At 73.8% G+C, this 23,984-nt stretch carries 17 protein-coding genes and 2 pseudogenes; 9 read left to right on the forward strand and 10 right to left on the reverse strand.

The genetic code is table 11. The features are described from left to right. The first annotated feature begins 150 nt into the window (after positions 1-150). Entirely contained in the window at positions 151-702 is a 552-nt protein-coding gene (locus BN1555_RS30160; RefSeq protein WP_093802297.1) for a DoxX family protein, read from the forward strand. 116 nt (positions 703-818) lie between these two features. Here the strand turns inward: BN1555_RS30160 and BN1555_RS30165 are convergent, their stop codons facing one another. Beyond that, on the reverse strand, positions 819-4,010 hold the full coding sequence (locus tag BN1555_RS30165) for a cytochrome P450 (protein WP_093802298.1): 3,192 nt from the start codon (positions 4,008-4,010) through the stop codon (positions 819-821). Between the two features lie 140 nt (positions 4,011-4,150). Here BN1555_RS30165 and BN1555_RS30170 point away from each other — a divergent pair, with 140 nt between their 5' ends. Beyond that, entirely contained in the window at positions 4,151-4,828 is a 678-nt protein-coding gene (locus BN1555_RS30170) for a PAS domain-containing protein (RefSeq protein ID WP_093802299.1), read from the forward strand. Positions 4,829-5,169: 341 nt separating this feature from the next. Then, positions 5,170-7,795 (forward strand): annotated as a pseudogene (locus tag BN1555_RS30175) (SpoIIE family protein phosphatase). 170 nt (positions 7,796-7,965) lie between these two features. Here BN1555_RS30175 and BN1555_RS30180 read toward each other — a convergent pair. Beyond that, complete coding sequence (locus BN1555_RS30180) at positions 7,966-8,247, reverse strand: WhiB family transcriptional regulator (RefSeq protein WP_093803746.1); 282 nt, start codon at positions 8,245-8,247, stop codon at positions 7,966-7,968. Positions 8,248-8,388: 141 nt separating this feature from the next. On the opposite strand from BN1555_RS30180, the gene BN1555_RS30185 reads away from it, so the two are divergent. Then, positions 8,389-9,573 carry a zinc-dependent alcohol dehydrogenase gene (locus tag BN1555_RS30185; RefSeq protein WP_093802300.1) on the forward strand — a complete coding sequence of 395 codons (1,185 nt, stop codon included), beginning with the start codon at positions 8,389-8,391 and terminating at the stop codon, positions 9,571-9,573. A gap of 172 nt (positions 9,574-9,745) precedes the next feature. Here the strand turns inward: BN1555_RS30185 and BN1555_RS30190 are convergent, their stop codons facing one another. The 5 genes and pseudogenes from BN1555_RS30190 to BN1555_RS30210 all read right to left on the reverse strand — a co-directional run bounded on the left by BN1555_RS30190 (position 9,746) and on the right by BN1555_RS30210 (position 13,651). Then, positions 9,746-10,699: an NAD(P)/FAD-dependent oxidoreductase gene (locus tag BN1555_RS30190; protein ID WP_218058210.1), complete on the reverse strand. Its 954-nt coding sequence runs from the start codon at positions 10,697-10,699 to the stop codon at positions 9,746-9,748. A 126-nt stretch (positions 10,700-10,825) separates the two neighbouring features. Beyond that, entirely contained in the window at positions 10,826-11,671 is an 846-nt protein-coding gene (locus tag BN1555_RS30195) for a D-alanyl-D-alanine carboxypeptidase family protein (protein WP_255306258.1), read from the reverse strand. 304 nt (positions 11,672-11,975) lie between these two features. After that, positions 11,976-12,110: pseudogene (locus tag BN1555_RS30200) on the reverse strand (biotin carboxylase N-terminal domain-containing protein); the annotation flags it as partial. 299 nt (positions 12,111-12,409) lie between these two features. Further along, on the reverse strand, positions 12,410-13,144 hold the full coding sequence (locus BN1555_RS30205) for an HAD family hydrolase (RefSeq protein WP_093802302.1): 735 nt from the start codon (positions 13,142-13,144) through the stop codon (positions 12,410-12,412). A gap of 24 nt (positions 13,145-13,168) precedes the next feature. After that, positions 13,169-13,651, reverse strand: coding sequence for an Lrp/AsnC family transcriptional regulator (locus tag BN1555_RS30210; RefSeq protein ID WP_093802303.1), 483 nt, complete (start codon positions 13,649-13,651; stop codon positions 13,169-13,171). A gap of 352 nt (positions 13,652-14,003) precedes the next feature. On the opposite strand from BN1555_RS30210, the gene BN1555_RS30215 reads away from it, so the two are divergent. From BN1555_RS30215 to BN1555_RS30230, 4 genes are all read left to right on the forward strand, one after another. Next, positions 14,004-15,359: an ABC transporter substrate-binding protein gene (locus BN1555_RS30215; RefSeq protein WP_093802305.1), complete on the forward strand. Its 1,356-nt coding sequence runs from the start codon at positions 14,004-14,006 to the stop codon at positions 15,357-15,359. A 79-nt stretch (positions 15,360-15,438) separates the two neighbouring features. Then, positions 15,439-16,272 carry a rhamnogalacturonan acetylesterase gene (locus tag BN1555_RS30220; protein ID WP_093802306.1) on the forward strand — a complete coding sequence of 278 codons (834 nt, stop codon included), beginning with the start codon at positions 15,439-15,441 and terminating at the stop codon, positions 16,270-16,272. Between the two features lie 316 nt (positions 16,273-16,588). After that, positions 16,589-18,109 (forward strand): FUSC family protein, encoded by a 1,521-nt coding sequence (locus BN1555_RS30225; RefSeq protein ID WP_093802308.1) that lies wholly within the window; start codon positions 16,589-16,591, stop codon positions 18,107-18,109. 158 nt (positions 18,110-18,267) lie between these two features. Beyond that, a complete protein-coding gene (locus tag BN1555_RS30230) occupies positions 18,268-19,317 on the forward strand; it encodes a lactonase family protein (protein ID WP_093802310.1) in 1,050 nt (349 codons plus the stop codon). Between the two features lie 117 nt (positions 19,318-19,434). Here the strand turns inward: BN1555_RS30230 and BN1555_RS30235 are convergent, their stop codons facing one another. Both BN1555_RS30235 and BN1555_RS30240 read right to left on the reverse strand, forming a co-directional pair. After that, complete coding sequence (locus BN1555_RS30235) at positions 19,435-20,361, reverse strand: sirohydrochlorin chelatase (protein WP_093802311.1); 927 nt, start codon at positions 20,359-20,361, stop codon at positions 19,435-19,437. A gap of 11 nt (positions 20,362-20,372) precedes the next feature. Further along, a complete protein-coding gene (locus tag BN1555_RS30240; protein ID WP_255306259.1) occupies positions 20,373-21,473 on the reverse strand; it encodes an N-acetylglucosamine kinase in 1,101 nt (366 codons plus the stop codon). A gap of 406 nt (positions 21,474-21,879) precedes the next feature. Here BN1555_RS30240 and BN1555_RS30245 point away from each other — a divergent pair, with 406 nt between their 5' ends. Beyond that, a complete protein-coding gene (locus BN1555_RS30245) occupies positions 21,880-22,557 on the forward strand; it encodes a uracil-DNA glycosylase (protein ID WP_093802313.1) in 678 nt (225 codons plus the stop codon). A 263-nt stretch (positions 22,558-22,820) separates the two neighbouring features. Here BN1555_RS30245 and BN1555_RS30250 read toward each other — a convergent pair whose 3' ends face one another. After that, positions 22,821-23,906 carry a WD40/YVTN/BNR-like repeat-containing protein gene (locus BN1555_RS30250; RefSeq protein ID WP_093802314.1) on the reverse strand — a complete coding sequence of 362 codons (1,086 nt, stop codon included), beginning with the start codon at positions 23,904-23,906 and terminating at the stop codon, positions 22,821-22,823. Positions 23,907-23,984: the final 78 nt, after the last annotated feature.

The raw sequence follows: 23,984 nt of genomic DNA on the forward strand, positions 1-23,984 counted from the left end.
GGAACCGCAGGAACGCGCCGCTCGGCGGTGTCCCCGGCCCGCGCCGCCGGACGCGGCGCGCCGTGGCGCCGCTCCGCGGGCGGGGGAGCGGCCGGTATCCACCCCTGACGCACACGCGTGCCCCGCCCGGATTCGGGGCACGCGCTCAGCATGCCGATTCTGAGGAAAGCCGCACGCCCCCTGCTCGCCTCCGTCTTCCTCTCGGGCGGACTGCGCACCTTCCGCGACCCGCACTCCGTGCTCTCCGCCGCCGACCCGGTCGTCCAGCCCGTCACGGACCGGATCCCACAGCTGCCGGACGACACGGTCCGGCTCGTACGGATCAACGGAGCCGTCCAGCTGGGGGCCGGCGCCCTGCTCGCGACGGGCCGCCTCCCGCGCGCCGCCGCCCTCGCGCTGGCGGTCTCGCTCGTCCCCACGACCCTCGCCGGGCACGCCTGGTGGAAGACCGAGGACCCTGACGAGCGGGCCCGCCAGCGCACCCAGTTCACCAAGAACCTGTCCCTGCTCGGCGGGCTGCTGATCGCCGCCGCGGACACGCACGGGAAGCCGTCACTGGCCTACCGTTCGCGCGCCGCGGCCTCTTCCGGCCGTCGCCGCGCCCGCCGGGCCGGGCGCGAGGCGGGCGCCGGCGTCTCCGGTGCGGTGCACGGTGTACGCTCCGCGGCCGCCTCGGTGGGAGACCGGCTCCCGGTCGGCTGACCCGGACGCCGGACGCCGGACGCCGGACGCCGGACGCCGGACGCCGGACGCCGGACGCCGAACTCCGCGCGAAGGCGCCCCGGCACCGGGGGACCCCGACTGCCGGGACGGGACGGTCAGCCCGCCGCGTACACGTCCTCGATGTAGCGGCCGGAGGCGGTCAGTTCGCGCAGCCACGCCTCGGATTCCTGCGGAGAGGCGCCCGTGCGCGCGCCGTGCAGGTCGCGGAACGCGGCCCGCACCCCGGGCGCCATCCGGCTGCCGTCGCCGCAGACGTACACCCGCGCACCGGCCCGCAGCAGCTCCCACACCTCGTCCGCCTCGGCGGCGATGCGGTGCTGGACGAAGCGGTGGCCGTGCTCGGGCCGGGCGCTGAAGACGGGGCGTACCCGGACGGCACCGGCCTTCTCCGCGGCGGCGAATTCCGCGGCGTGCAGGAAGTCGCCGTCGGGGTCGTCGCAGCCGAAGTAGAGCCGTGCGGGCGTGGTCGCGCCGGCGGCGACGCGGTCGGCGACGGCGCCGCGGAAGGGCGCGAGGCCGGTGCCGGCCGCGACCATGATGACGGGGGCGGGGTCGGCCGCGTCCATGCGGAAGACCTCGCGGCAGGGCTGGACGCGGGCCAGGACGGTGTCACCGGGCCGCAGGGTGTGCAGGTGCGTCGAACCGGTGCCCCCGGGCAGCAGCGAGACCATCAGGTCGGCGTGGCGGGGGTCGGCGGCGGGCGACGACGAGACGGAGTAGTGCCGGGTGCGCATCGGCGGCAGCAGCTTCAGGACGACCGGCCAGGGCAGGGCGCCGCGCAGTGCCGGGTGGGCCTCGACCAGGTCGATCACGGTGCGCGGATCGTCCTCGGCGAGGGCTTCCAGGGACGCCCGCTCGGGCGGGCACGGGTTGTGGGAGGCCAGCAGGGCGGCCTGTCCGGCGGCCGGCCGTGCGCCCAGTTCCAGGTGGTACGTGAGGAGCTGACGTATCGTCAGGGGACGGTCGACCGGGAGGGTGTCGCGGCCGGGGCGGTCCGGGCGCAGCGCCAGGACGGCGTCCGGGTCCGCACCGAGGGCGCGGGCCGCCCGCTCGACCGCGGCGGGCGCGTTGGCCGGAAGTACGGCGAGGTGGTCGGCGGTGCGGTAGGCGACCCCGTCGGGCAGCGCGATCCGCAGGAACCGCTTGGGCCGGGGCCAGTCCCGGGCGGTGAGGTCGTAGACCTCCGTGACGGTCATCGAGGCGAGGCCGTGCCGGGCGGCGAGCGCGTCCAGCGGTCCGCCGGTGATCTCGGTGACGGTGTAACCGGCGTCCCCGGTTTCCCCGGCGGTCGGTGCGCCGGCGCTCGCGGGGTCGCCGTACCGCGCCAGCAGCCGTGCGCGCAACGCCGCCGTGAACTCCTTGACGGTGCCGCCGAGGTCGCCCGAGGCGTCGGCCTCGGCGCGCTCCAGCAGGCGCCGGCCGCCCAGCGCACCGAGCCGGTCGTCGATCAGCTTCGGCACGTGCTGGTACGTCGCGGCCCAGTTGCGGTCGCCGACACCGAGGACGGCGTACGGCACGCCGGCCGCGGCCCCTTCGGGCGCGGCGCCCAGCCACCGGACGAAGGCGGTCGCGTCGTCGGTGGGCTGCCCGTTGTAGGAGGCGGCGACGATGACCACGGGACGATCGGTGGGCAGCCCGCCGGCGAACGCGTCCAGCGGTGCCACGTCGGCCGAGAAACCCAGACCGGCCGCCTCGTCGGCGAGCCGCTCGGCGAACTCGCGGCAGGTGCCGTAGTTGGTGCCGTGCAGCACCAGCAGCCCGGTGCCCTGCGGGACGCGGGCCGGCAGCCCTTCCGCGGGGCCGGCCGCCGTGCCGTCCGCGGCGGTGGCGCCGCCGCCCGGGAGCACGGCGAGCGCGGCGCGGGCCGCGGCCCGGTCCCCGGGCGTACGGGCGGCCAGGGTCAGCGTGAACCCGTCGGGCTTGAGGGTCAGCGTCTCCTTGACGCGCAGCAGGTAGTCGGTGTGGTCGATCAGACGGTAGCGGTGAACCAGGAGCGCGAGCAGCATGGTCGCCTCGTGCAGCGCGAACTGCCGCCCGATGCAAGCACGTTCACCGGTTCCGAACGGCTTGTACGCGTGCGGTGAGCGCGCCGCCTCGGCCTCCGGGCCGAAGCGGGCCGGGTCGAACATCTCGGGATTGTCGCCCCAGGACGGATCGCGGTGCAGCATCGGCGTGAGCACCGTGACCATCTCCCCGGCCCTCACCGGGAAACGACCGCCGATCAGGGTGTCCTCGCGGGCCTGGCGGCTGAAGGCGGCGGCGGTCGGCCACAGGCGGAGCGCCTCGTTGAGGACCTGCCGGGCGAACGGCAGCCGGCCGACGTCCTCGAAGGACGGGTCGGGGGCCGCCTCGTCGCCCCACAGCTCGTCGGCCTCGCGCTGGGCCATGCGCAGCGCGACCGGGTCCTTGAGCAGGTAGTACAGGGCGAAGGAGAGCGCGCCCGAGGTGGTCTCGTGGCCGGCGATCAGGAAGGTGATGATCTGGTTGCGTACGTTGGCGGGATCGAGAGCGGGGCCGGGGCGCGTCGTACCGTTCCCGTCCTCCCCGGCGCCGAGCATCAGGCCCAGCAGATCGTCGTCCCCCGTCTCACCGCTCGCGGTCCGGGCGGCGACGACCTCGTCGACGACGGACGCGAGGTACTCCGCGTCGGCGCGGAACGCCGCGTCCTGCGCGCGGTGGTCGGCGCCGGGCCTGCGGGCGAACTTGGTCATGCTCCACTGGAGACAGCGCACCATCGACTCGACGAACGGGTGCGGGGTGTCGCGTGCGAACGATTCGAAGTCGAATCCGAAGCCGGCGAGCCCGATGGTGTCCAGCGTCATCCTGGTCATGTCGTCCGCGACGTCGACGGGTGAACCGTCGGCCGCCCGCCGGTCCCAGCGGGCCATCACCCGGCGGGCGACCTTCAGCATCGCCGGGTGGTAGGCGCGCATCGAGCCGAGCGCGAAGGCCGGCATCAGGATCTCGTGCGCCTTCGCCCAGTTCGGCTCGTCGTTGTACGCGGTGAACAGGCCGTCACCGGCGAACTCCCGGACGTTCTCCAGGACGACGGACACGCCCTTGGCGAAGCGGCTCTCGTCGGCCACCTCGGTGACCAGGTCCAGCGAGGAGACGAACAGCGTCTCGTGGCCGTTGAACCTGCGCTTGAAGACCGGACCGTGCGTCCGGGCGAGGTCCATCGCCTGTTGGAGGGGCGTCGTGGTGAGTCCCGTCGCCGAACTGTCGGCGACCGGGATCGTGTCCTCGGGAGCGAGTTCGTCGGGGCGGGGCGCGATGGTGTCGGTCATGTCTCCAGCGTCACCGGGCCGGTGTGTGCGTCATGACCGGGCGGCTACATGATTGTGCAGTGGTTTGTCGCTGCGGGCTCTTGCGCGCGGACCGCGGAAGAAGCAGGGAAGAAGCAGGGGAAGAAACGGGAGAAGGAGCAATGGACAACGGGACGGCGGGCGGCGCGGCGGAACCGCCGGGAACGGCCGGAGCAGCAGGAGCAGCCGGAACGGCCGGTCCCTGGCGCAACCACTTCCTGATCCTGCTGGACCGGATTCCCCTCCCCGTCGCGGTGTGCCACGCCTACGGCGAGGTGCTGATCGCCAACCCGGCCATGGCCGCGCAATGGGGCACGGTTCCCGGCCGGCTGCGCGGCCGCAACCTGCTGGACCTGTTCAGGCCCCGGGACGGGGCCCAGGTCGAACGGCTGACCGAAGCGCTGCGGCTGGGGAACCGGTCGCGCTACCCGCTGGAGGTGCGCTGGCGCACCGGACCCGGCGAAGCCGAGCGGGAAGGGGAACTGACCGTCGATCCGGTCGGCGACCCCTCGTTGCGGCCGCCCGCGCTGCTGGCGCTGCTGCGGATCCGCGACACCGGCCCGCCGCCCGCGCCCAAGGGCCGGGCGAGCCCCGTGGAGGCCCGGATCCTGGCGCTGGCCGCCGGGGGCGCCACCACGGCGTCGATCGGCGCGGCGCTGGGGCTCACGGTGGACGGCGTCAACTACCACCTCACCCGGCTGGCCCGTCGCTGGCGGGTGCAGGGCCGCACCGCGCTGGTCGCCAGGGCGTACGTACTGGGCGTGCTGTCCCCGGGCAGCTGGCCGCCGACCCCAGCCTGAGCCGCCCAGCCTGAGCCGCCCAGCCTGAGCCGCCCGGCCGTCCGCATCCGGGCCGTACGCACCCGTTCGTACCCGCCCGGCCGGCACGGTCCCGGTCGTCTTCGCGCACGAGAGTGGCCCGGCCCGCCCCACCGCCGTCGCCGGAGCCGCACCAATGAGGCAAGAATGGCCTTATGGGCGGATTCAACCGGATCGGGGTGCAGCTCCGCGGAGCCGGCCGGCGGCCGCACCGGAGCGGCGGCGGGCGACGCCGCGGCCACGGGGATTCCGCACCGCCCGGCCGGAACGGGCCGCCCCGGCCGCCGGGCCCGCGCTTCCGGTCCCTCTTCGGCGTACGCAGTGTGGCCGGGCAGGTGTTCCTGCTCCTGCTGGTCTTCGTCGTACTGCTCATCGCCGCGGCAGTGGTGTCCCAGGTGTTCCAGGCGCGGCGCGACAGCATGGACGAGGCCGGCCTGCGCACGCTCGCCGTCGCCGAGACGTTCGCCCATTCCCCGGCGATCCTGCCCGCGCTGGACAGCGGAGATCCCACCGCCGCCCTCCAGCCGTGGGCCGAGGAGACCAGGAAGGGAGCGGGCGTCGACCTCGTCGTCGTGTACTCACCGGACGGAATCCGGTACACCCATCCGGACCCCTCCCTCATCGGAGACCAAGTGAAGGGTCCCGGAGAACCTCCGGCCGAGCCCGTCACGCGGATCACGGAGACGGCCGCGGGATCCTCCGTGATCTCCGTGTCCGCCGTCCGCCGGGAGGACGGCTCGGCCGCCGGCTCGGTGATGGTCGGGATCACGGTCGACCGGATCCAGGGCGCGGGGGCCGCCAGCTGCCGGTCCTCCTCGGTTCCGCCGCCGTGGCGCTGGTACTGGCCTCCGGCGGGGCGGTGCTGGTCAGCCGGCGCCTGCTGCGGCAGACCCGCGGCCTGGATCCGGCCGAGCTGGCCCGGCTGTACGAGCACCACGACGCGGTGCTGCACGCCGTCCGGGAAGGGGTCCTCATCATCGGCGACGACGGGCGGCTGCTGCTGGCCAACGACGAGGCGCGCCGACTGCTGCGCCTGCCCGCGGACGCCGAAGGCCGCGCCGTGACGGATGTGGGTCTGGACCCCGCCGTCGCCGCACTGCTGGCCTCCGGCCGGGGCGCCACGGACGAGCTCCGCAGGGCCGGTGACCGCCTGCTGGCCGTCAGCCTGCGGCGCACCGGCGAGTACGGCGGGCCCCCCGGAACCGTCGCCACCCTGCGGGACACCACCGAGCTGAGAGCCCTCGCCGGAAAGGCCGAAGGCGTACGGGAGCGCCTGCTCCTGCTGTACGAGGCCGGCACGCGCATCGGCACCACCCTCGACATCACCCGGACCACGGAAGAGCTGACCGAGGTGGTGATCCCGCGGTTCGCCGATACCGCCACGGTCGACCTGGCCGAACCCGTGCTGCGCGGAGAGGAGCCGGCAACCGGCCCCGGAACGGTCACGAGAATGCTCCGCACGGCCGTCTCCGGCCTGAGCCCGTACCCTCCCTTCCGCCCGATCGGCAGCGTGACCGGCCTCGCCCCCGACAGCCCGCCGGCCACCGCGGGCATGCGCAATGGCCGCGCGCTCCTGGAAACCGATGTGGCGACGTCGGAGACCTTGCGCCGGCGCGATCCCGAGCGCATCGAGCAGCTCCTCGCGTACGGAGTCCACTCACTGCTCTCGGTGCCGCTGCACGCGCGCGGCGTCGTCCTGGGGGTGGCCAATTTCTGGCGCTCGCGGAACCCGGAACCCTTCGACGAGGAGGACGTGACCTTCGCCGAGGAACTGGTGGCCCGGGCCGCCGTCTGCGTCGACAACGCCCGCCGCTACACCCGCGAGCACGAGACGGCGGTGGCGCTGCAGCGCAGCCTGCTGCCCAGCGGTGTGCCCGAGCAGGACGCCCTCGATGTCGCCTTCCGCTACCTGCCGGCGCGGGCCGGGGTGGGCGGGGACTGGTTCGACGTCATCCCGCTGCCCGGTGCCCGTGTCGCCCTGGTCGTCGGTGACGTCGTCGGGCACGGTCTGCACGCGGCCGCCACGATGGGGCGACTGCGCACGGCGGTCCAGAACTTCTCCACGCTGGACCTGCCGGCCGACGAGCTCCTCGCGCGCGTCGACGAACTGGTCGCCCGGATGGACCAGGAGGAGGGAGCCGGGCCCGAAGGCGCGGAGGTCAGCGGCGCCACCTGCCTGTACGCGATCTACGACCCGGTCACCGGGAACTGCTCCGTCGCCGGAGCGGGCCACCCGGGGCCCGCGCTGGTCCTGCCCGACGGCACCGTGGAGTTTCCCGCGATCCCCACCGGACCCCCCTCGGCCTGGGCACCCTGCCCTTCGAGGCGGTCGAACTGCACGTGCCGGAAGGCAGCCGGCTGGTGCTCTACACGGACGGCCTCGTCGAGGCGGGCAAGCGGGACATCGACACCGGCCTGGAGCTGCTGCGCACCAGCCTGAGCCGCCCCGGGCGCAGCCCGGAGGAGATCTGCGCCGACGTGCTCGAAGCGATGCTGCCCGCGCCACCGAGCGACGACGTCGCTCTCCTCGTGGCCGGTACGCGCCTCCTCGACCCGGACCGGGTCGCCGACTGGGACGTGGCGCCGGCCCCTTCCGCCGTCGCGGAGGTCCGCAAGGGAGTCGCCCGCCGGCTCGCCGACTGGGGACTGGAGGAGGAGGCATTCACCACGGAACTGATCCTCAGCGAGCTGGTCACCAACGCCATCCGCTACGGCGCCGCCCCGATCCGGGTCCGTCTGCTGTATGACCGCACCCTGATCTGCGAAGTCTCCGACACCAGCAGCACCGCGCCGCACCTGCGCTACGCGGCGACGACCGACGAGGGCGGCCGGGGCCTGTTCCTCGTCGCCCAGTTCGCCGACCGCTGGGGCACCCGCTACACCGACAACGGCAAAGTCATCTGGTCCGAACAGACGACGGGAACGGGTGAACCGGCGGTGAGCGGCTGAGTACGCCGCGGCTGCCGGGCCGGTGCCGCCGTCGGTCCCGGCGGTCCGGCGGGACGCCTGCGTACGCCCGTGAACGCCCTGCCGGAGCAGGTTCCCGCGCCGGTGACTTGGCTCCTGGCTCCCGTGGGCGCTTCAGTGAACGGGGGCGGCTTCGGCGGGCAGGGGCGGCTTCAGCGACGAAGGTGCCCGCTTCGGCCGGCCCGCGCTCTGGCCCGGTGCAAGGGGGAGCGTTCGTCCTCGCTCATCCCGCCCCACACCCCGCTGCGCTGTCCGGACCGCAGCGCGTAGGCGAGGCACTGCCGGGTCACCGGGCAGCGTCCGCACACCTCCTTGGCCGCGGCCTGCTCGTCCAGTGCGGGGCCTTTGACGCCCACGGGGAAGAAGAGTTCGGGGTCGGTGTCCGCGCAGGCAGCCCTGCGTAACCACCTCTGGTCCAGTGGCAGCCCATCCATGAGCCGCCGGGTGCCCGCCCCGCCCCGGGCCAAACCCGGCGCGCCCGGCCTCCGCCGCGTACGGCGGCCGAAGCCGGGCATGACGGCGGCCGGAGGGGGGACCCGGGGCGTCAGAGGAACTCGGTGACGAGGGGAGAGACCATGCGCGCACTGACCTGGCACGGAAAGCGGGACGTACGGGTGGACACGGTGCCCGACCCGGAGCTGAAAGAGCCGACCGACGTGATCGTACGCGTCACCTCGTCCGGCATCTGCGGTTCCGACCTCCACCTGTACGAGGTGCTGTCCCCCTATCTGGATCCGGGGGACATCCTCGGACACGAGTCCATGGGTGTCGTCGAGGAAGTGGGCGCCGGGGTGACCGCGCTCGCGCCGGGCGACCGGGTCGTGATCCCGTTCAATGTCTCCTGCCAGCACTGCTTCATGTGCGAACAGGGACTGCACTCCCAGTGCGAGACCACCCAGGTGCGGGAGCGCGGGACCGGCGCGGCGCTTTTCGGTTACACCAAGCTCTACGGCCAGGTCCCGGGCGGGCAGGCGGAGTTCCTGCGGGTACCGTTCGGTGACAGCCTGCCGGTCAAGGTGCCCGAGGGGCCGCCCGACGAACGGTTCGTCTACCTCTCCGACGTACTGCCCACCGCCTGGCAGGCCGTCGAGTACGCGGCGATTCCGCCCGGCGGCACCGTGACCGTCCTCGGTCTGGGACCGATCGGTGAAATGGCGGCCCGCATCGCCCTCCACCGGGGCGCGAGCCTGGTGATCGGCGTCGACCTGGTGCCGGAGCGGCTGAGCCGCGCGGGCGCCCGGGGCGTCCGAACGCTCGACCTGCGCAGTTACGGGAAGGGCCTCCCCGACGCCGTCCGCGATCTGACCGGCGGCCGGGGCACCGACTCCGTGATCGACGCCGTAGGCATGGAGGCCCACGGCGCACCCGTCGCCAAGGCCGCGCAGTGGGCGGCCGGCCTGCTGCCCGACCCGGTCGCGCAACGGGTGATGGAACACGCCGGGGTCGACCGGCTGCACGCCCTGTACACCGCGATCGACGTGGTGCGCCGGGGCGGGACGATCTCCCTGTCCGGTGTGTACGGCGGCATGGCGGACCCGATGCCGATGCTGACGCTCTTCGACAAGCAGATCCAGCTCCGGATGGGCCAGGCCAACGTGCACCGCTGGGTGGACGACATCCTGCCGCTCCTCGGTGACGAGGACCCGCTGGGGGTCGAGGGGTTCGCCACCCACACCCTGCCGCTGGAGGACGGGCCCCAGGCGTACAGGACGTTCCAGGCGAAGCAGGACGGCATGATCAAGGCCCTGCTCAAGCCGTGACCGGGGCCGAAGACGCCGTGGCGGACGGCGGGGCCGGGCCGGGGGAGGCCGCGAACCGTTCGGGTGACGGCGACGGGCGGCCCGGTCCGGCACGCGCCGAAGCCGAAGCCGAAGGTGAGGGGGAAAGCCCCCTGGGAGCGGGACACCCCCCAGGGGGTACGGACGCCCCCGGTCACCCTGCCCGGCGCCGGGCGGCGACCGCCCGGCGCGTCTCCTCGGCGATCAGGTCCGCGTTGAGCGCCACCCCGGCGCGCACGCCCGCGCCGGCGGCGCCGATGACCTGCTCGGTCAGGTTGGTGACGTTGCCGGCCACCCACACCCCCGGCACCGCCGTCGCCCCGGTCGCGTCGGCGGCGACGTAACTGCCGATGACGTGCCCGTCCTTCTCCTGCTCGGTCGCCTCCAGGCCCAGCGCGGTGAGGAAAGCGGCCCGTGCGGTGAAGCGCGGCGCGACCACGGCGGCCCGGCAGGGGAAGACCCTGCCGTCCTCCAGGGTCACCCCCGTGAGCCGGTCGTCCGTCACCTCCAGGCCAGCCACCCGGCCGTCCACCACGGCGATCTCGCGGGCGGCGAGCTGCTCGTACTCCTCGTCGCCCGGCTCGGGCGCGGTGTGCAGGAAGAACGTCACGTCCTTGCTCCACTGCCGCCACATCAGCGCCTGGTGCACCGAGAGCGGCCCCGTGGCCAGGACGGCGACCGGCTGGTCACGCACCTCCCAGCCGTGGCAGTACGGGCAGTGCAGCACCTCGCGCCCCCACCGCTCGGCCACACCGGGCACGTCCGGAAGCTCGTCGGCCAGCCCGGTGGTCACCAGCAGCCGGCGCGCCGTGACCGCCGACCCGTCCTCGAGTACGACACGGAAGCCCCCCTCGTCCAGGCGCTCCGCCGCCACGACGTTGCCCGTGACGATCTCCCCGCCGTAACCGGTCACCTCCGCCCGTCCCTCGGCCAGCAGCTGAGCGGGGGCCACGCCGTCGCGCGTCAGGTAACCGTGGGCGTGGGCCGCCGGCGCGTTGCGCGGCCGGCCCGAGTCGATCACCAGCACCGAGCGGCGGGCCCGGGCCAGGGTCAGGGCCCCGCTGAGCCCCGCGGCGCCGCCACCGACGACCACAACGTCAAAAGTCATGTGCAGTACCTCCCTTTCACCGGAGATACTGCGCCCGGACCCCGCTCGGTGGGAAACGTCCTTGCCGGTACGGCAAAAACGCCCCGACCGGAGATGATCCGGCCGGGGCGCTCTCACCGCGTGCGACTAGTCCTGCTCGGCTCCCGCCGGGAGCGTGCGCAGCTTCATCGACGTGCGCGTCTTGAACGCCCAGTCCAGCATCTTCTTGGCGTCCGTGTAGCGGTTGGCGTCGTTGAGGACGACCCCCACGACCGTGCGGTCGCCCCGCTTGGCGGCGAACACCAGGCAGGGGCCCGCGACGGAACCGGTACCGGTCTTGATGCCGATGGCACCGCTGTACGAACCGAGCAGCTGGTTCGTGTTGTACCAGGTGTAGACCCGGCCGTTGGTGGCCTTCTGCTTCGTGCTGGTCGCCTTCACGACCGCCCCGAACGTCGAGTTCCCGAGGGCGCGCCGGGCCAGCTTGGCCGAGTCGCGGGGCGTGGTCAGGTTGTTCCCGGCCCGCGAAACGCCGTCGAAGGAGTCGTACGTGGTGTTGCGCATCCCCAGGTCGGAAGCCTTCTTGTTCATCTTGGAGATGAACGACTTCGTACGGGCGGCCTGGGTGCTGCCCGTGCCGAACGTGTCGGCGAGGGCGTACGCGGCGTCGCAGCCCGACGGCAGCATCAGCCCGTACAACAGCTGACGGACCGTCAGCTTGTCACCCGTGCGCAGATCGGCCGTGCTCGCGCCGTTGCGCGCGACGTAGTCGCGGTAGCTCTGCTTGACGGTGATCTTCTTGTTGAGGTCGACCCCCCGGGTCTCCAGCACCACGACGGCGGTCATGACCTTCGTCGTGCTGGCCATCTGCCGCTTGGTGTCGGCGGACTTGCTCCACAGCGTCTTGTTCGGCTTGCTGTCGAGCAGGAACGCGCCCTTCGCGCTGACGGAAGGACCGGTGGCCGCCTGGGCGGTGGTGGTGGGTGTGATCACCGCGAATGCCGCCGTCGACGCGACCAGCGCCGTCCCCCACCGGCGGAATGATATGCCCCCAGTTTTCACGTATGGTGCTCCGTTTCCCTCGTTGTGTGAATACTGCCGAACGGCATGCTCGCATCAAGTCCGCCGCGCGGGAACGGTGGGGTATGTGTGAAGGGCCGGTAATCCGCCGCCTCGTCAGGTGCCGGCGAACGGGCGCCGCCCGCCGCTCGTTCCGATCCGCGACGGCCGTCGGCTCCTTGCGGCAGCCCAGGGGCGCCGTGCCCACCGGGCCATGCCGCCGGGTTCGCCGCTCGGCCGGTCGGACGCGCGCCGCGTCCGCGTCGTCCTCGGCGTGCACCGCCACGGTGCGCATGCCGGTTTCGGCCGCGGCGCGGAGGATCCGTACGGCGGTCTCCCCGCGACCGGTGACGAGTACGGCGGCAGATCCCATGGAGCCTTCCGGAGAACGAGCCGGAGAAATCGGCCGGAAAATCGGCCGGAAAAATCGGCGCCGCCATGCTCATCGGCATTGGCGTCAGCGTCCACCTGCTCGGAATCGGCGCCGCGCCGCGCCCTCACGTACCGAGGAGCACCTGACCGGTCCCCGTGCCCGGCGGTCCAGAGCCCGCCGGGCACGGAGACCGGACGCCGCCGCGCACCGGCTCGGTGAGCCGCCCGGGTCCGGGCCCGTCCCCCATTGGGCGGAGCGGATGCCCGCCGAACCCGCCCTGACCACCGGGGCCGGGACGGTCACCCACGGCGAACCCGGCGCGCACGCCGCCCGGCCGACGGGGCGGGCGACGGCGACTGCCCGAGCCAGTCGTACGCGGCCCGCGCCGTGAACTCGCTCTGGCCGCCGGGGAAGAGCAGCCCGGCCGTGGCGAACGCCGGGTCGTCCGCCGTCCCGCGCACATAGGGCACGGCGACGCAGCGCATGCCCGCGGCGTGCGCCGCCGCCGCTCCCGCCGGGGCGTCCTCCAGGACCACGCAGTCGGCGGGGGCGGCGCCGAGCCTGCGGGCGGCCTCCAGGAAGACGTCGGGCGCGGGCTTGCCGTGCGGGACCTCCTCGGCGGAGACGACCGCGGTGATCAGGGCGTCCAGGCCGGTGCCCGCGAGCACCGCCTCGATGGCGGCGCGGGAGGAGCCCGAGGCCACGATCGTCGGGATCCCCTCGGCGTGCAGCCGCTCCACGAACTTCCGCATCTCGGGGAACACCTCGGTGGCGGCGGCCGCCAGCTCCAGGTAGAGCCGGTTCTTCCCGGCGAGCATCTCGTCGAGCGGTGCGGTGATCCCGTACTGCTCCCGCAGGGCCGCCAGCGTCTCGCGGGTGCCGATGCCGATGAAGCGGGTGTGCTCCTCCCAGGTGAAGTCCGTGACGCCGTACTGGGCGAGCAGCTGCCGGCCGGCCCGGTAGTAGTTCGGCTCGCTGTCCACGAGGGTGCCGTCGAGATCGAAGACGACCGAGGTGCGGGGCGGGGTGCTCATGGCTCCAGCATGCCAAGCCGCCGGTCACCGCTGCTTCGCGGCCGCCCTGCCCACCGACTCGACCAGCGGGAGCAGCCGGTGCGGCACCCGCTCGCGCAGCGCCACCTCGGTCCGTGTCCGCACCACGCCGGGAATCTGGATCAGCCGCTGGATGACGTCCTCCAGGTGCCCGTTGTCGCGCGCCGCCACCCGCGTCAGCAGGTCGCCGCCACCGGTGATGGAGAACGCCTCGATGATCTCGGGCACGGCCGCCAGCGCGTCGCCGACCTCGTCCAGGTGCCCCTGGGTGACCTCGACGTGCACGAAGGCGAGCACCGGGTGGCCGAGCGCGGCGGGGGACAGGGCCGGGCCCGTGCCGGTGATCACGCCGTCGCGCTCCAGCCGGTCGAGCCGGGCCTGGAGCGTCCCGCGGGCGATGCCGAGGACCCGGGCGTACTCGCGCACGCTGGTGCGGGGCTGCTCGATGAGCAGTCGCAGGATGCGGGTGTCGAGCTCGTCCACCGCCATGTTCCGTTGATCTCCCTCCGGCGCGGACCTCCGTCTCTCGACTGTACCAATGGCCCGGTACCGGCGAGGTGCGCTGAGCCAGTGCGCTTCCCGGCCCTCCTCGGAGAAGCAGCCCCTCCGTACACGGGTGCGGCAGGTGTGCCAACCCCAACTCGCTGAAAAAGTACGGAACTTGTCGTGTGCGAAGCATTGACGAAACACAAGCGCGGTCCTAGTTTCATCGCGTCGTACTTCGTACGTCATATACGAGACGCGATACGTGAGATACGGAAGAGCGCCGATGCCCTTCGTCCCCAGGACGCCCTCCCCTGCCCGCGACCGACCGAATCCGGAGGAAGAACCGGCCACACGGATGAAGCACCACAGGGCGGGGAGGGCGGCCGTGGCGTCGCTGACCGCGGTGGTGCTGGCCCTGACCGCGACAGCCTGTGGTGACGACGGCAGTGGCTACAACAGCGGGAAGGAGGGTTCCGGCAAGGGCGGGATCACCTTCTGGGACAACAACGGCGGTGCCCGCACGGCGGTGTGGCAGAAGATCATCGACGCGTTCGAGAAGGAGAACCCGGACATCGACGTCACGTACGTCCCGGTCCCCCTCGCGGACGTGCAGTCGAAGTACGACAAGGCCATCGCGGGCGGCGGCCTGCCCGACGTCGGTGGTGTCGGCACGTCCTACCTCGCCGGCATGGTGGCGCAGGACGCGCTCGAACCGGTCGGCCGGCGGATCGAGGACAGCGGACTGCGGGGCAGGCTCTCGGAGAGCATGGTCGAGAGCGTCGCGTCGGCCGGGGGCAGGGGCGAGGAGCTGTACTCCGTACCGACCTCCGGGAACCAGGGCGTCCTCTGGTACCGCACCGACCTGTTCCGGGCGGCGGGTCTGAAGGCGCCCGGCACCTGGGGCCAGTTCTACAGCGCCGCCGAGAGGCTCACGGACACCGGGCGGAACGAGTTCGGCTTCACCCTGCGCGGCGGCGCCGGATCGGTGGCCCAGGCGCTCGACATGATGTACGCGCAGTCGGGCGTCGGCACCTTCTGGAACGGCGACAGGACCACCGTCAACCACCCGGAGAACGTCAGGGCGCTGGAGAAGTACGTCGGCCTCTACGAGAAGGTGACGCCGTCGGCCGACCTGAACAACGACTTCGCCGCGATGGTCGCCCAGTTCGGCCAGGGCGAGATCGGCATGCTGCAGCACAACCTCGGGTCGTACGCCGATCATGTGGAGGCGTTCGGCGAGGACGGGATCGACGGGTCCCCGCTGCCCCCGGCCACCGACGGCGGCCCGCGCACCGTCGTCTCCCACCCGGTCGACGGGCTCGGTCTCTTCAGGAGCAGCAAGAACAAGGCGGCCGCCTGGAAGTTCATCGAATTCGCCGCCTCGCACGAGATGAACAGCCTCTGGAACCAGGAGGCCGGCTCCATCCCCGCGAACAAGGACGCCATGGGCGACGCCTGGATCAACGAGGTCAAGCCCGTCAAGGCGGCCATGAGGTCGCTGAACGACCCGCGGACGGAGGTCGTTCAGCCTCCGTACCACTTGCCGGACTGGAACCACATCAGCAAGGCCGGCACCGAACTGGACTTCCAGGAGCTGCTGCTCGGCGAGGTCACCGCCCAGCGGTTCGCGGACACGCTGGCCGGCTTGCTCAACGAGTCCCAGGCGGAGTGGAAGCAGCAGCAGAAGCAGCGACAGCGACAGCGGCAGTAGCGACAGCGGCAGTGACGACAGCACCGAAGGGGCCGCACCGGCCCGAGAGCCCGAACACAGTCCCGGAAAGGCACCCGACATGCAGATGTCCCGCAGGCGGCTGGTGGCGGCGGCCGCCGCGCTGCCCCTGACCCTGGCCGTCTCAGAACCCGCGGGCGCCCTCACCCGTCCCGGCGGCGACAGGCATCCCCGCCGCCGCACGGTCCACATCGCCGGCGACTCGACAGCCGCGCAGAAGACGGCGGACGCGGCCCCCGAGACCGGCTGGGGCATGGCCCTGCCGGTCTTCCTCACGCCGCACCTCGCAGTCGCCAACCACGCGGTGAACGGACGCAGCTCGCGCAGCTTCGTGGAGGAGGGGCGTCTCGACGCGCTGTCCGGCGCGCTGCGCCCCGGCGACTGGCTCCTCATCCAGTTCGGTCACAACGACGCGAAGGACGACGACCGGCACACCGACCCCTGGACCACCTACCAGGACTACCTGAAGCGGTACGTGAAGGAGGCGCGCGACCGAGGGGCGCGGCCCGTACTCCTCACCTCCGTGGAACGCCGCAGGTTCGACGCCGGGGGCAGCGCCCTGCCCACCCACGGCGAGTACCCGGCGGCGATGCGCGCACTCGCGGCCGCCGAGGGCGTGGCGCTCGTCGACACGCAGGCGGCGAGCCTCGCCCGGTGGCAGGTACTCGGGCCCGAGCGCACCAAGGACCTCTTCCTCTGGCTCGGTCCCGGCGAGTCGCCCCACCACCCCGGGGGCAAGCAGGACAACACCCACTTCCGTCCCGCGGGCGCGATCGACGTGGCACGGCTGGTGGCCGCGGGGCTGCTCGGCCGCGGTGTGCTCACCCCGCGCCACGTCCGGCGGCTGGACGAGACGGTCCCGCCCGAATGGATCACCTGGCCGGCCGCCGGCTGAATCGCGGCCGGCCCGCCGGACACGCGCCGGCCGGCCGCCTCGGCGGCCGGGGACCGTCGCCGTCGCCGTCGCCGTCGCCGTCGCCGTCGCCGTCGCCGCTCCGGGACCGGGCCCCGGGCCCCGGAGCCCGGTCCCGGATCCGTGGTCCGTTGGCCTGCCTCGTGGCCGTGACCGACGAGCTTCGCTGAGCCAATGGCCCAGTAGTTCGTGGATCACTTGAGCCACTGGGGTCACAGGTGTTCTGATGGGGAGGTCGATGGCGCCGCGGACTCCGTGGCGCCTTTTTCATGCCGGGGTGAAGGCGGGGCGGAAAGCAGTGGTGAAGAGGATGTTCGTGGCGCCGGATCCCGGGTGGCTGCGGCTGCGCAGCGCCACCCGGTCCGTCCTCGGTATCGGTCTGGCGGTCGCCGTGTGCGGCCTCACCGGCCACACCCTCCCCGCGGTCATCACCGGCGGACTCGCCGCGCTCCTCGCCCTCTTCACGGTCACCGACGCGACGGTCCGCGGCCAGGCCGCCACCACCGCCCTGCTGCCCGTCGTCGGCTTCCCGGTGCTCGCTCTCGCGGCAGGACTGCACGACGTGCCGCTCCTGCGCGACGTGGCGTTCCTCGCCGTCGCCGGCCTCGGCGTGTACGCCCGGCGCTGGGGACCGCGGGGCCACTCCCTGGGCGTCTTCGCCTTCATGACCTTCTTCGTGGCGCAGTTCCTGCACACCGTGCCCGGGCAGCTGCCCGGCCTGTACTCCGCCGTCGCCCTCGCCCTGCTCGCCTCCTCGGGCGTCCGTTTCGGCCTGTGGTGCTACGAGCGGAGACTGCCGCCGCCCGTCGCCGCCCCGGCCCTGCCGGCCGGATCGGGCCTCGCCCGGATCACCACCCGCCAGGCGGTTCAGGTCGTCGTCGCGGGCGGGTTCGCCCTCGTGGTGGGCCAGGTCCTGTCCGAGGGGCGCTGGTACTGGGCCGTCGGCGCCGCCTGGTGGATCTTCGTGAACACCTCCTCGCGGGGCGAAACCCTGGTCCGCGGCTTCCGGCGCGTCCTCGGTACGGTCGTCGGCATCGCCGCCGGGCTCCTCCTCGCCCTGCCGCTGCACGGAGCGGTGGCCCCCACGGCCGCGCTCGTGGCGGTGTGCGTCTTCGGGATCTTCTACACCGCCCCGGTCTCGTACAGCTGGATGATGACCGCGGTGACGCTGATGGTGGCCCTGCTGTACGGACTGCTGGGGGTGCTGGAGCCGGGCCTGCTCGCGCTGCGCCTCGCGGAGACCGGTGTCGGCGCCATGGGCGCGGTGCTGGCCGTGGCTTTCGTACTGCCCGTCACGACGCACGCCGCGACCAACGCCTGGATCGAACGCGCCGTGCACAGCGTGCACGGCTGCACCACCGCCGCCGCGCGCCGCCTGGCCGGCGACCCGGACGCCGACCCGGCTCCGCTCGCCGCCGAGCTGGAGGTGGTACTCGGCCGGGTGCGGCTCTCCCTGGCCCCGCTCGTCCACCCCCTGAACCCGCTGCGCGGCCGCAAGGCCCGCGCCCGCCGGATCTTGGCCCTGCTGGACGACTGCGCCCGTGAGGTGCGCGGGCTCGCCTCGGTCGCGGCCGACCCGCAGGCGTCGCACGACGCCCGCCTGGCAGCGGCCTGCTGGCGCGTGGAGGCCGCCGTCGAGGCCTTGGTGCCGCCCGCCGGCCGGCCGGCCGCCGCGCCGGCGCCCAGGGTCCAGACATCCGTCGCCCACCACCCCGGTGCCGAGGCCGCGCTGCACCACCTGCACGGGCTGGAGAGGGCGCTCGCCGACCTCGCCACCCCCCTGCGCACCTCACCGCGCGCGCCGCTCGTCCCCTCGTAGGCGCCCGGACCGGGGTCCTGCCGGGGCCCCGGGCGCTCGCCCGCGCGAGGCGGCGAGCCGGTCCGGACCGGCTGCTAGCGTCTGCCCGGCAGAATGTGATCAAAGCTGTCACGGCTCTCGTGGCTGTGCGCGGTCAACTGGCGGAAAGGGGCTCCACGGTGAGCAGCAGCAACGAGGCCGGGCGGGCATTCATAGGGTCGTTCACCTCGGCAGGGGGGCGCGGGATCGTCGCCGCCGCCGTGGACCGGGAGACGGGCGCACTCACCGTACTGGGGGCGACCGACGCCGTCGCCGACCCGTCGTTCCTCGTACTCGCTCCCGGCGGCACGGTCCTGTACGCGGTGAGCGAGACCGAGGACGGGGCGGCCGCGGCCTTCGACGTGACCGGCGACGGCGCCCCGCTCCCGGTCGGCGCGCCGGTGGCCGTGGGCGGTGCCGCACCCACCCACCTCACGCTCGCCGGCGGGCACCTGGTGACCGCCAACTACGGCTCGGGCAGCGTCACGGTGCTCCCCGTCGGCGCGGACGGCGCGCCGGAGGAGGCCACCGGCGTCCTGCACCACCGCGGCAGCGGCCCACGCCAGGACCGCCAGGGCGGGCCGCACGCCCACCAGGTGCTGCCCGACCCCACGGGGCGGTGGGTGCTCAGCGTCGACCTCGGCACCGACTCCGTACGGGTCTGCGAACTCGCCGCACCCCCCGGGACGCTGCGCGTGCACACCGAGACCGCGCTGCGGCCGGGCACCGGCCCCCGCCACCTGGCCTTCCACCCCGACGGCAGCCACGCGTACGTCCTGGGCGAGCTGGAGCCGGCCGTCACCGTCTGCCGCTGGGACGCCGAGTCCGGAGTGCTCGTACCGCTCGGCGAGACCCCTGTCGTGGAGCCGGGCGCGGACGTGGCGACGTACCCCTCCGAGGTCGTCGTCGCCCACGACGGGCGCTTCCTGTGGGCGGCCAACCGCGGGCACGACAGCATCGCCGTGCTCGCGCTCGACCCGTCGGGGGCGAAGGCGGAGTTCGTGACGACGGTGGGGTGCGGCGGCCACTGGCCGCGCGATCTCGCCCTGGACCCCTCGGGGAGCAGGCTCTACGCCGCCAACGAGCGGTCGGGGGACGTCACCTGGTTCGACATCGACCAGGAGACGGGCATCCCGCGCCGGGCGGGCTCCGTCGAGGTGCCCGCGGCCTCCTGCGTCGTCTTCGGCTGACGCGCTGACACGCGCGGCCGGCACACGGCCGAGGGCCCGCACCGGTCGTCCGGTGCGGGCCCTCGGCCGCTCTCCCTCTCCCCGTACCGCGGTCGGCGTGCGGCAGGAGGGCTCTGCTCAGTGGACCGGCATGCCCTGCGCGAGCTGCTGCGGGGCGATGCCCAGAGCCGTCGTGTAGTGCGACAGGGCGAGCTTGCCGATCGCCGGGTAGGCGCCCAGCGGCTCGGCGGCCGCGCAGTCCGCCTCCTTGACGGCCGCGTCCAGGAGGCTGTCGGGAACCTCGGGGCCGATCACGTACGGCGCCAGGGCGAGCTGGGCCGAACCGGAACCGCGCAGCTGCTCCGCGACGGCGGCGACCGAACCCTCCTCGTCCAGCGCGGCGGCCATCACCGGTACGGCGAGGCGCGCGGCCAGCAGCATGCCGGTGATGCCGGCGGCCTGCACGGCCTCGTCGCCGCCCACGGTGGCCAGGATGATGCCGTCGGCCGCGGTGGTGACCGTGAACAGCCTGGCGCGGTCGGCGCGGGCCAGACCGGTCTCGGAGAGGCGCACGTGCAGGGCCTCGGCGAGCAGCGGGTGCGGGCCGAGGACGTCGGTCAGCTCGACGGCGGTGCGGCTGTCCATGACGGCCTGCCGTATGCGGCGCATCAGGGCGTTCTCGGGGCCGGCGAGGAGCGGCACCACGACGGCGGCCGGTCCCTGCGGCTCGGCCGCCTCGCGGCCCGCGGCGAGCGCCTGCTCGTAGCGGGCGGTGCGCTCGGCGGCGGTGTGCGCGAGGACGCTCTCGAGCGTGGGGTACTCGTCGTCGTCGCCGTCGAGGTAGCCGATCCTGGCGACGAGGCCGGGCAGCTCGGAACGGGCGATGCTGACGACTTCCTCCGCCAGGCTGCGCGACGCGCTGCCCGGGGTGCCGGGGACGGCGAGGACGAACGCGGGCGCGCCCTCGGGCGCCACCACGGGTTCCGGCCGGCGGTGCCGTCCGGGCTGGCGGGGTCGCGGCATTCGTACAGGCAGGCCGGATGCGGGCCCAGTGGGGGAGCTCATGGCGCCGCATGCTACTGCGTTCGGGTGGTGTCCTGTTCGGGGAGGGGGCGTTCGAGCGGTGTCTGTGCCAGTTTGTCCCGTGAGTCGCCTCGACTTCGGCTACCCTGCTCCGCCGGTACGTGCAGCAGGCGTCCGTCGGCCGGCAGCCGCAGGCCCCGCCTGGTGAGCGAAGCGGCGACGCGCACGGCCCCCGCCAGCGGATCTCCCGCGGCCGGGACGGTACGCGCGTGCGGCAGCCGCTCGGCGAGCGCGGCCCGCAGGGGGACGAGCAGGGCGTCGCCCGTCTTGAGCAGACCGCCGGTGAACGCGACGTCGCACTCCCCGGACGGCGGGCAGACGGCAGCGGCGGCGTCGGCGATGTGCCCGGCCGCCTCCCGCAGGATGCCCGCCGCGACGGGGTCGGCGGGATCCGCGGCGGCGCAGCGGGCCACTTCCGGTGCGAACGAGGCGAGTACGGCGGGCCGGTCGGTGCGCGGGTAGAGCAGGCCGGGCAGTTCGGGCGCGGGCCCGAACACCGCTTCCACGCGGGCCAGCAGGGCGGGGGAGCCGCCGCGCCGCCCGTCGTGGGCGCGCATCGCCGCTTCGAGCCCGGCCCGGCCGATCCAGGCCCCGCTGCCGCAGTCGCCGAGCAGATGCCCCCAGCCGTCGGCCCTGCGCCAGGCGGACAGGTCCGTACCGAGCGCGATCAGCCCGGTTCCGGCCGCGACCACCGCACCCGGCCGCAGGCCGAGCGCTCCGGCGTACGCCGTGACGGCGTCGGCGGCCAGCGCGAGACGCCGTACCCCCAGCGCGCTCTCCAGCGCTCCGGGCAGCCGGGCGCGCAGATCGCCGCCGAGAGTCGCCATCCCGGCGGCGCCGACCGCGGCGGCGCCGATCGTGACGGGGGACGCGGCGCCGTCCCCGGCGCCGTCGAGGAGCGCGCGCGTCATGGGCAGCAGATGGTCCAGCAGGTGCGCCGCGTCGATTCCGGAGGGGCCCGTCCGTACGGGCTCACGCGACACCGCGGTCTCCGTGCGCCCGACGGCCCCGGTGTCCGAGGTGCTCGCGAGGGCCACCCGCAGCCCCGATCCGCCGGAGTCGACCCCCAGCACCCACGGCGTCACGGCAGCCACCGGCCCGCCGGCCGCGCCTCGGACGCCGGGGAGGAGCTGAACCCCATGGCGGCGCCGGTGAGTTGACGGCGCGGCTTCCCGAACGAGGGGGCCGGGCCGCGCCGATGGCGGGAGCCGGGCCGCCTGATCACCGGGCGCAACGGGTACCGCTGCTTTCCGGCGAACGCCTGCGTGACCCCATGAACCGTCTCCAGGAAGAAGAGGCAGTGACGGCGGCAGCCTATCCCGGGCCTGGTGCGCCCGGGCCAGTCGGCCGTCGGCCCCGGCACCGCACCGCATCGGCCCGGCCCGGCACCGCCACGGCCCCGGCACCGGTGGACCGGGACGGACCTGCCGGCCTCCACCCGGGCCCACGGTCGCCGCTGGGTGCGGGAGGGCGTCCAGTGCGCCAGTAGAGTGACATGCCGTGGCAGCACTACCGTTGAACGAACTTGTCGAGCCCGGGTGGGCGGAAGCGTTGCGCCCCGTGGCCGGGCGCATCGCCGCGATGGGCGATTTCCTGCGTGCGGAAATCGCGGCCGGCCGTACCTACCTGCCCGCCGGAGCACATGTCCTGCGGGCCTTCCAGCAGCCCTTCGACGAGGTCCGCGTCCTGATCGTGGGGCAGGATCCGTACCCGACTCCGGGCATGGCCATCGGGCTGAGCTTCGCGGTCGCGCCGGACGTCTCCCCTGTGCCCGGCAGCCTGGAGAACATCTTCAGGGAGCTGCACACGGACCTCGGGCTGCCCCGGCCCTCCAACGGTGATCTGACGCCCTGGACGCGTCAGGGCGTGCTGCTGCTCAACAGGGCACTCACCACGGCGCCCCGCAAGCCCGCGGCCCATCGCGGCAAAGGCTGGGAGGAAGTGACCGAGCAGGCCATCCGCGCTCTGGTGGCCCGCGGCAAGCCGCTGGTCCCGGTGCTGTGGGGGCGTGACGCCCGTAATCTGCGGCCGTTCCTCGGCGGCCTGCCGGCGATCGAGTCCGCCCATCCCTCTCCCATGTCGGCGGACCGCGGTTTCTTCGGTTCACGGCCCTTCAGCCGCACCAACGAACTCCTGGTCCGCCAGGGGGCCCAGCCGGTGGACTGGCGGCTGCCGTAGGGCAGCCGCCCGGTGTACGGGCTGTCCCTTCCCGGTCCGGGGCCCTTCCCGGTCCGGGGCCCTTCCCGGTCCGGGGCCCTTCCCGGTCCGGGCGCGCTGGTCTGCTGCTGCGGCCCCGAAGGGCTGCCGAAGGCCGTTGAGGAGCGCTGCGCCGGCCGGCCGCCCGGCGCCCCGCGCCCGAGAACTTCGACCCGCACGGCCCGGACGGGGCCTTCGGGGCCGAACCGGTCCGGAGCGGCGTCCCGGTGGCCGGCCCGCGTCGGTCAGCCGACGGCCGCAGCCCGTACGCACAGCACGTCCGGCAGGTGGGAGGCGAGCAGTTGCCAGCTGTCCCCGTCGTCCGCGCTCGCGAAGAGCTCGCCGTTGCGATTGCCGAAGTACACCCCCGCCGGATCGGCGTCGTCCGTGCAGAGCGCGTCGCGCAGCACCGTTCCGTAATGCGGCTCCTGCGGCAGTCCGGCCGACAGCGGCTCCCAGCTCCGGCCCGCGTCCCCGGTCCGGTAGACCCGGCACTTGTTTCCGGCGGGCACCCGGTCGGAGTCCGCGGTGATGGGGAAGAGGTACGCCGTGTCCGCGCGGTGCGGATGCGACGCGGCGGCGAAGCCGAACGTCGAGGGCAGCCCCGCCCCGATGTCGGACCAGTTGGCCCCGGCGTCGTCACTGCGGAACACCCCCCAGTGGTTCTGCAGGTACAGCCGGTCGGGGTCGGCCGCGTCCTGGACGATCTTGTGTACGCACTGGCCGAACTCGGGGTCCGGATCGGGCAGGAACACCGCCGACACCCCCTTGTTGGACGCCGCCCAGCTCGCCCCGCCGTCCAGCGAGCGGAACACCCCGGCCGTGGACACCGCGACCGTCACGGCCCGGGTGTCACGCGGATCGGTGACGACCGTGTGCAGCCCTTCGCCGCCACCGCCCGGCACCCACTGCGAGCGCGTCGGGTGCTCCCACAGCGGCCGTACGAGCTCGAAGGACTCGCCGCGGTCCTCGGACCGGAACAGCGCGGCCGGCTCCGTGCCCGCGTACACCACGTCGGGCGCCTCGGGCCCCGCCGGGTGCAGCTGCCAGACCCGCTCCAGCGACGCGCCGGTGAACTCCGGGAACTTCACGGCGGGCCGCTTCGGTTCGGCCCAGGTCGCGCCCAGGTCGTCGGAGTGGAAGACCGAGGGGCCCCAGTGCGCGCTGTCCCCGCCGGCGAGCAGTCTGGGCACCGCACCGCGGGTGTCGATGGCGAGCGAGTACACCGCCTGCGCGTTGAAATGCGGTCCGTCGAACTCCCATACGCCGCCGCGCCTGCGGCCGGTGAAGAGTCCTTTGCGTGTTCCCACGGTGAGCAGTACGTCGGTCATGGCCGACACCTCCAGGACGCCGTTGTCTCGGACACGGGCCAGTGTGCACCCGCTCACTGACAGTGGCCCTCGAAGCGG

This window comes from Streptomyces sp. Wb2n-11, assembly GCF_001049855.1.
Lineage (GTDB): Bacteria > Actinomycetota > Actinomycetes > Streptomycetales > Streptomycetaceae > Streptomyces > Streptomyces altiplanensis.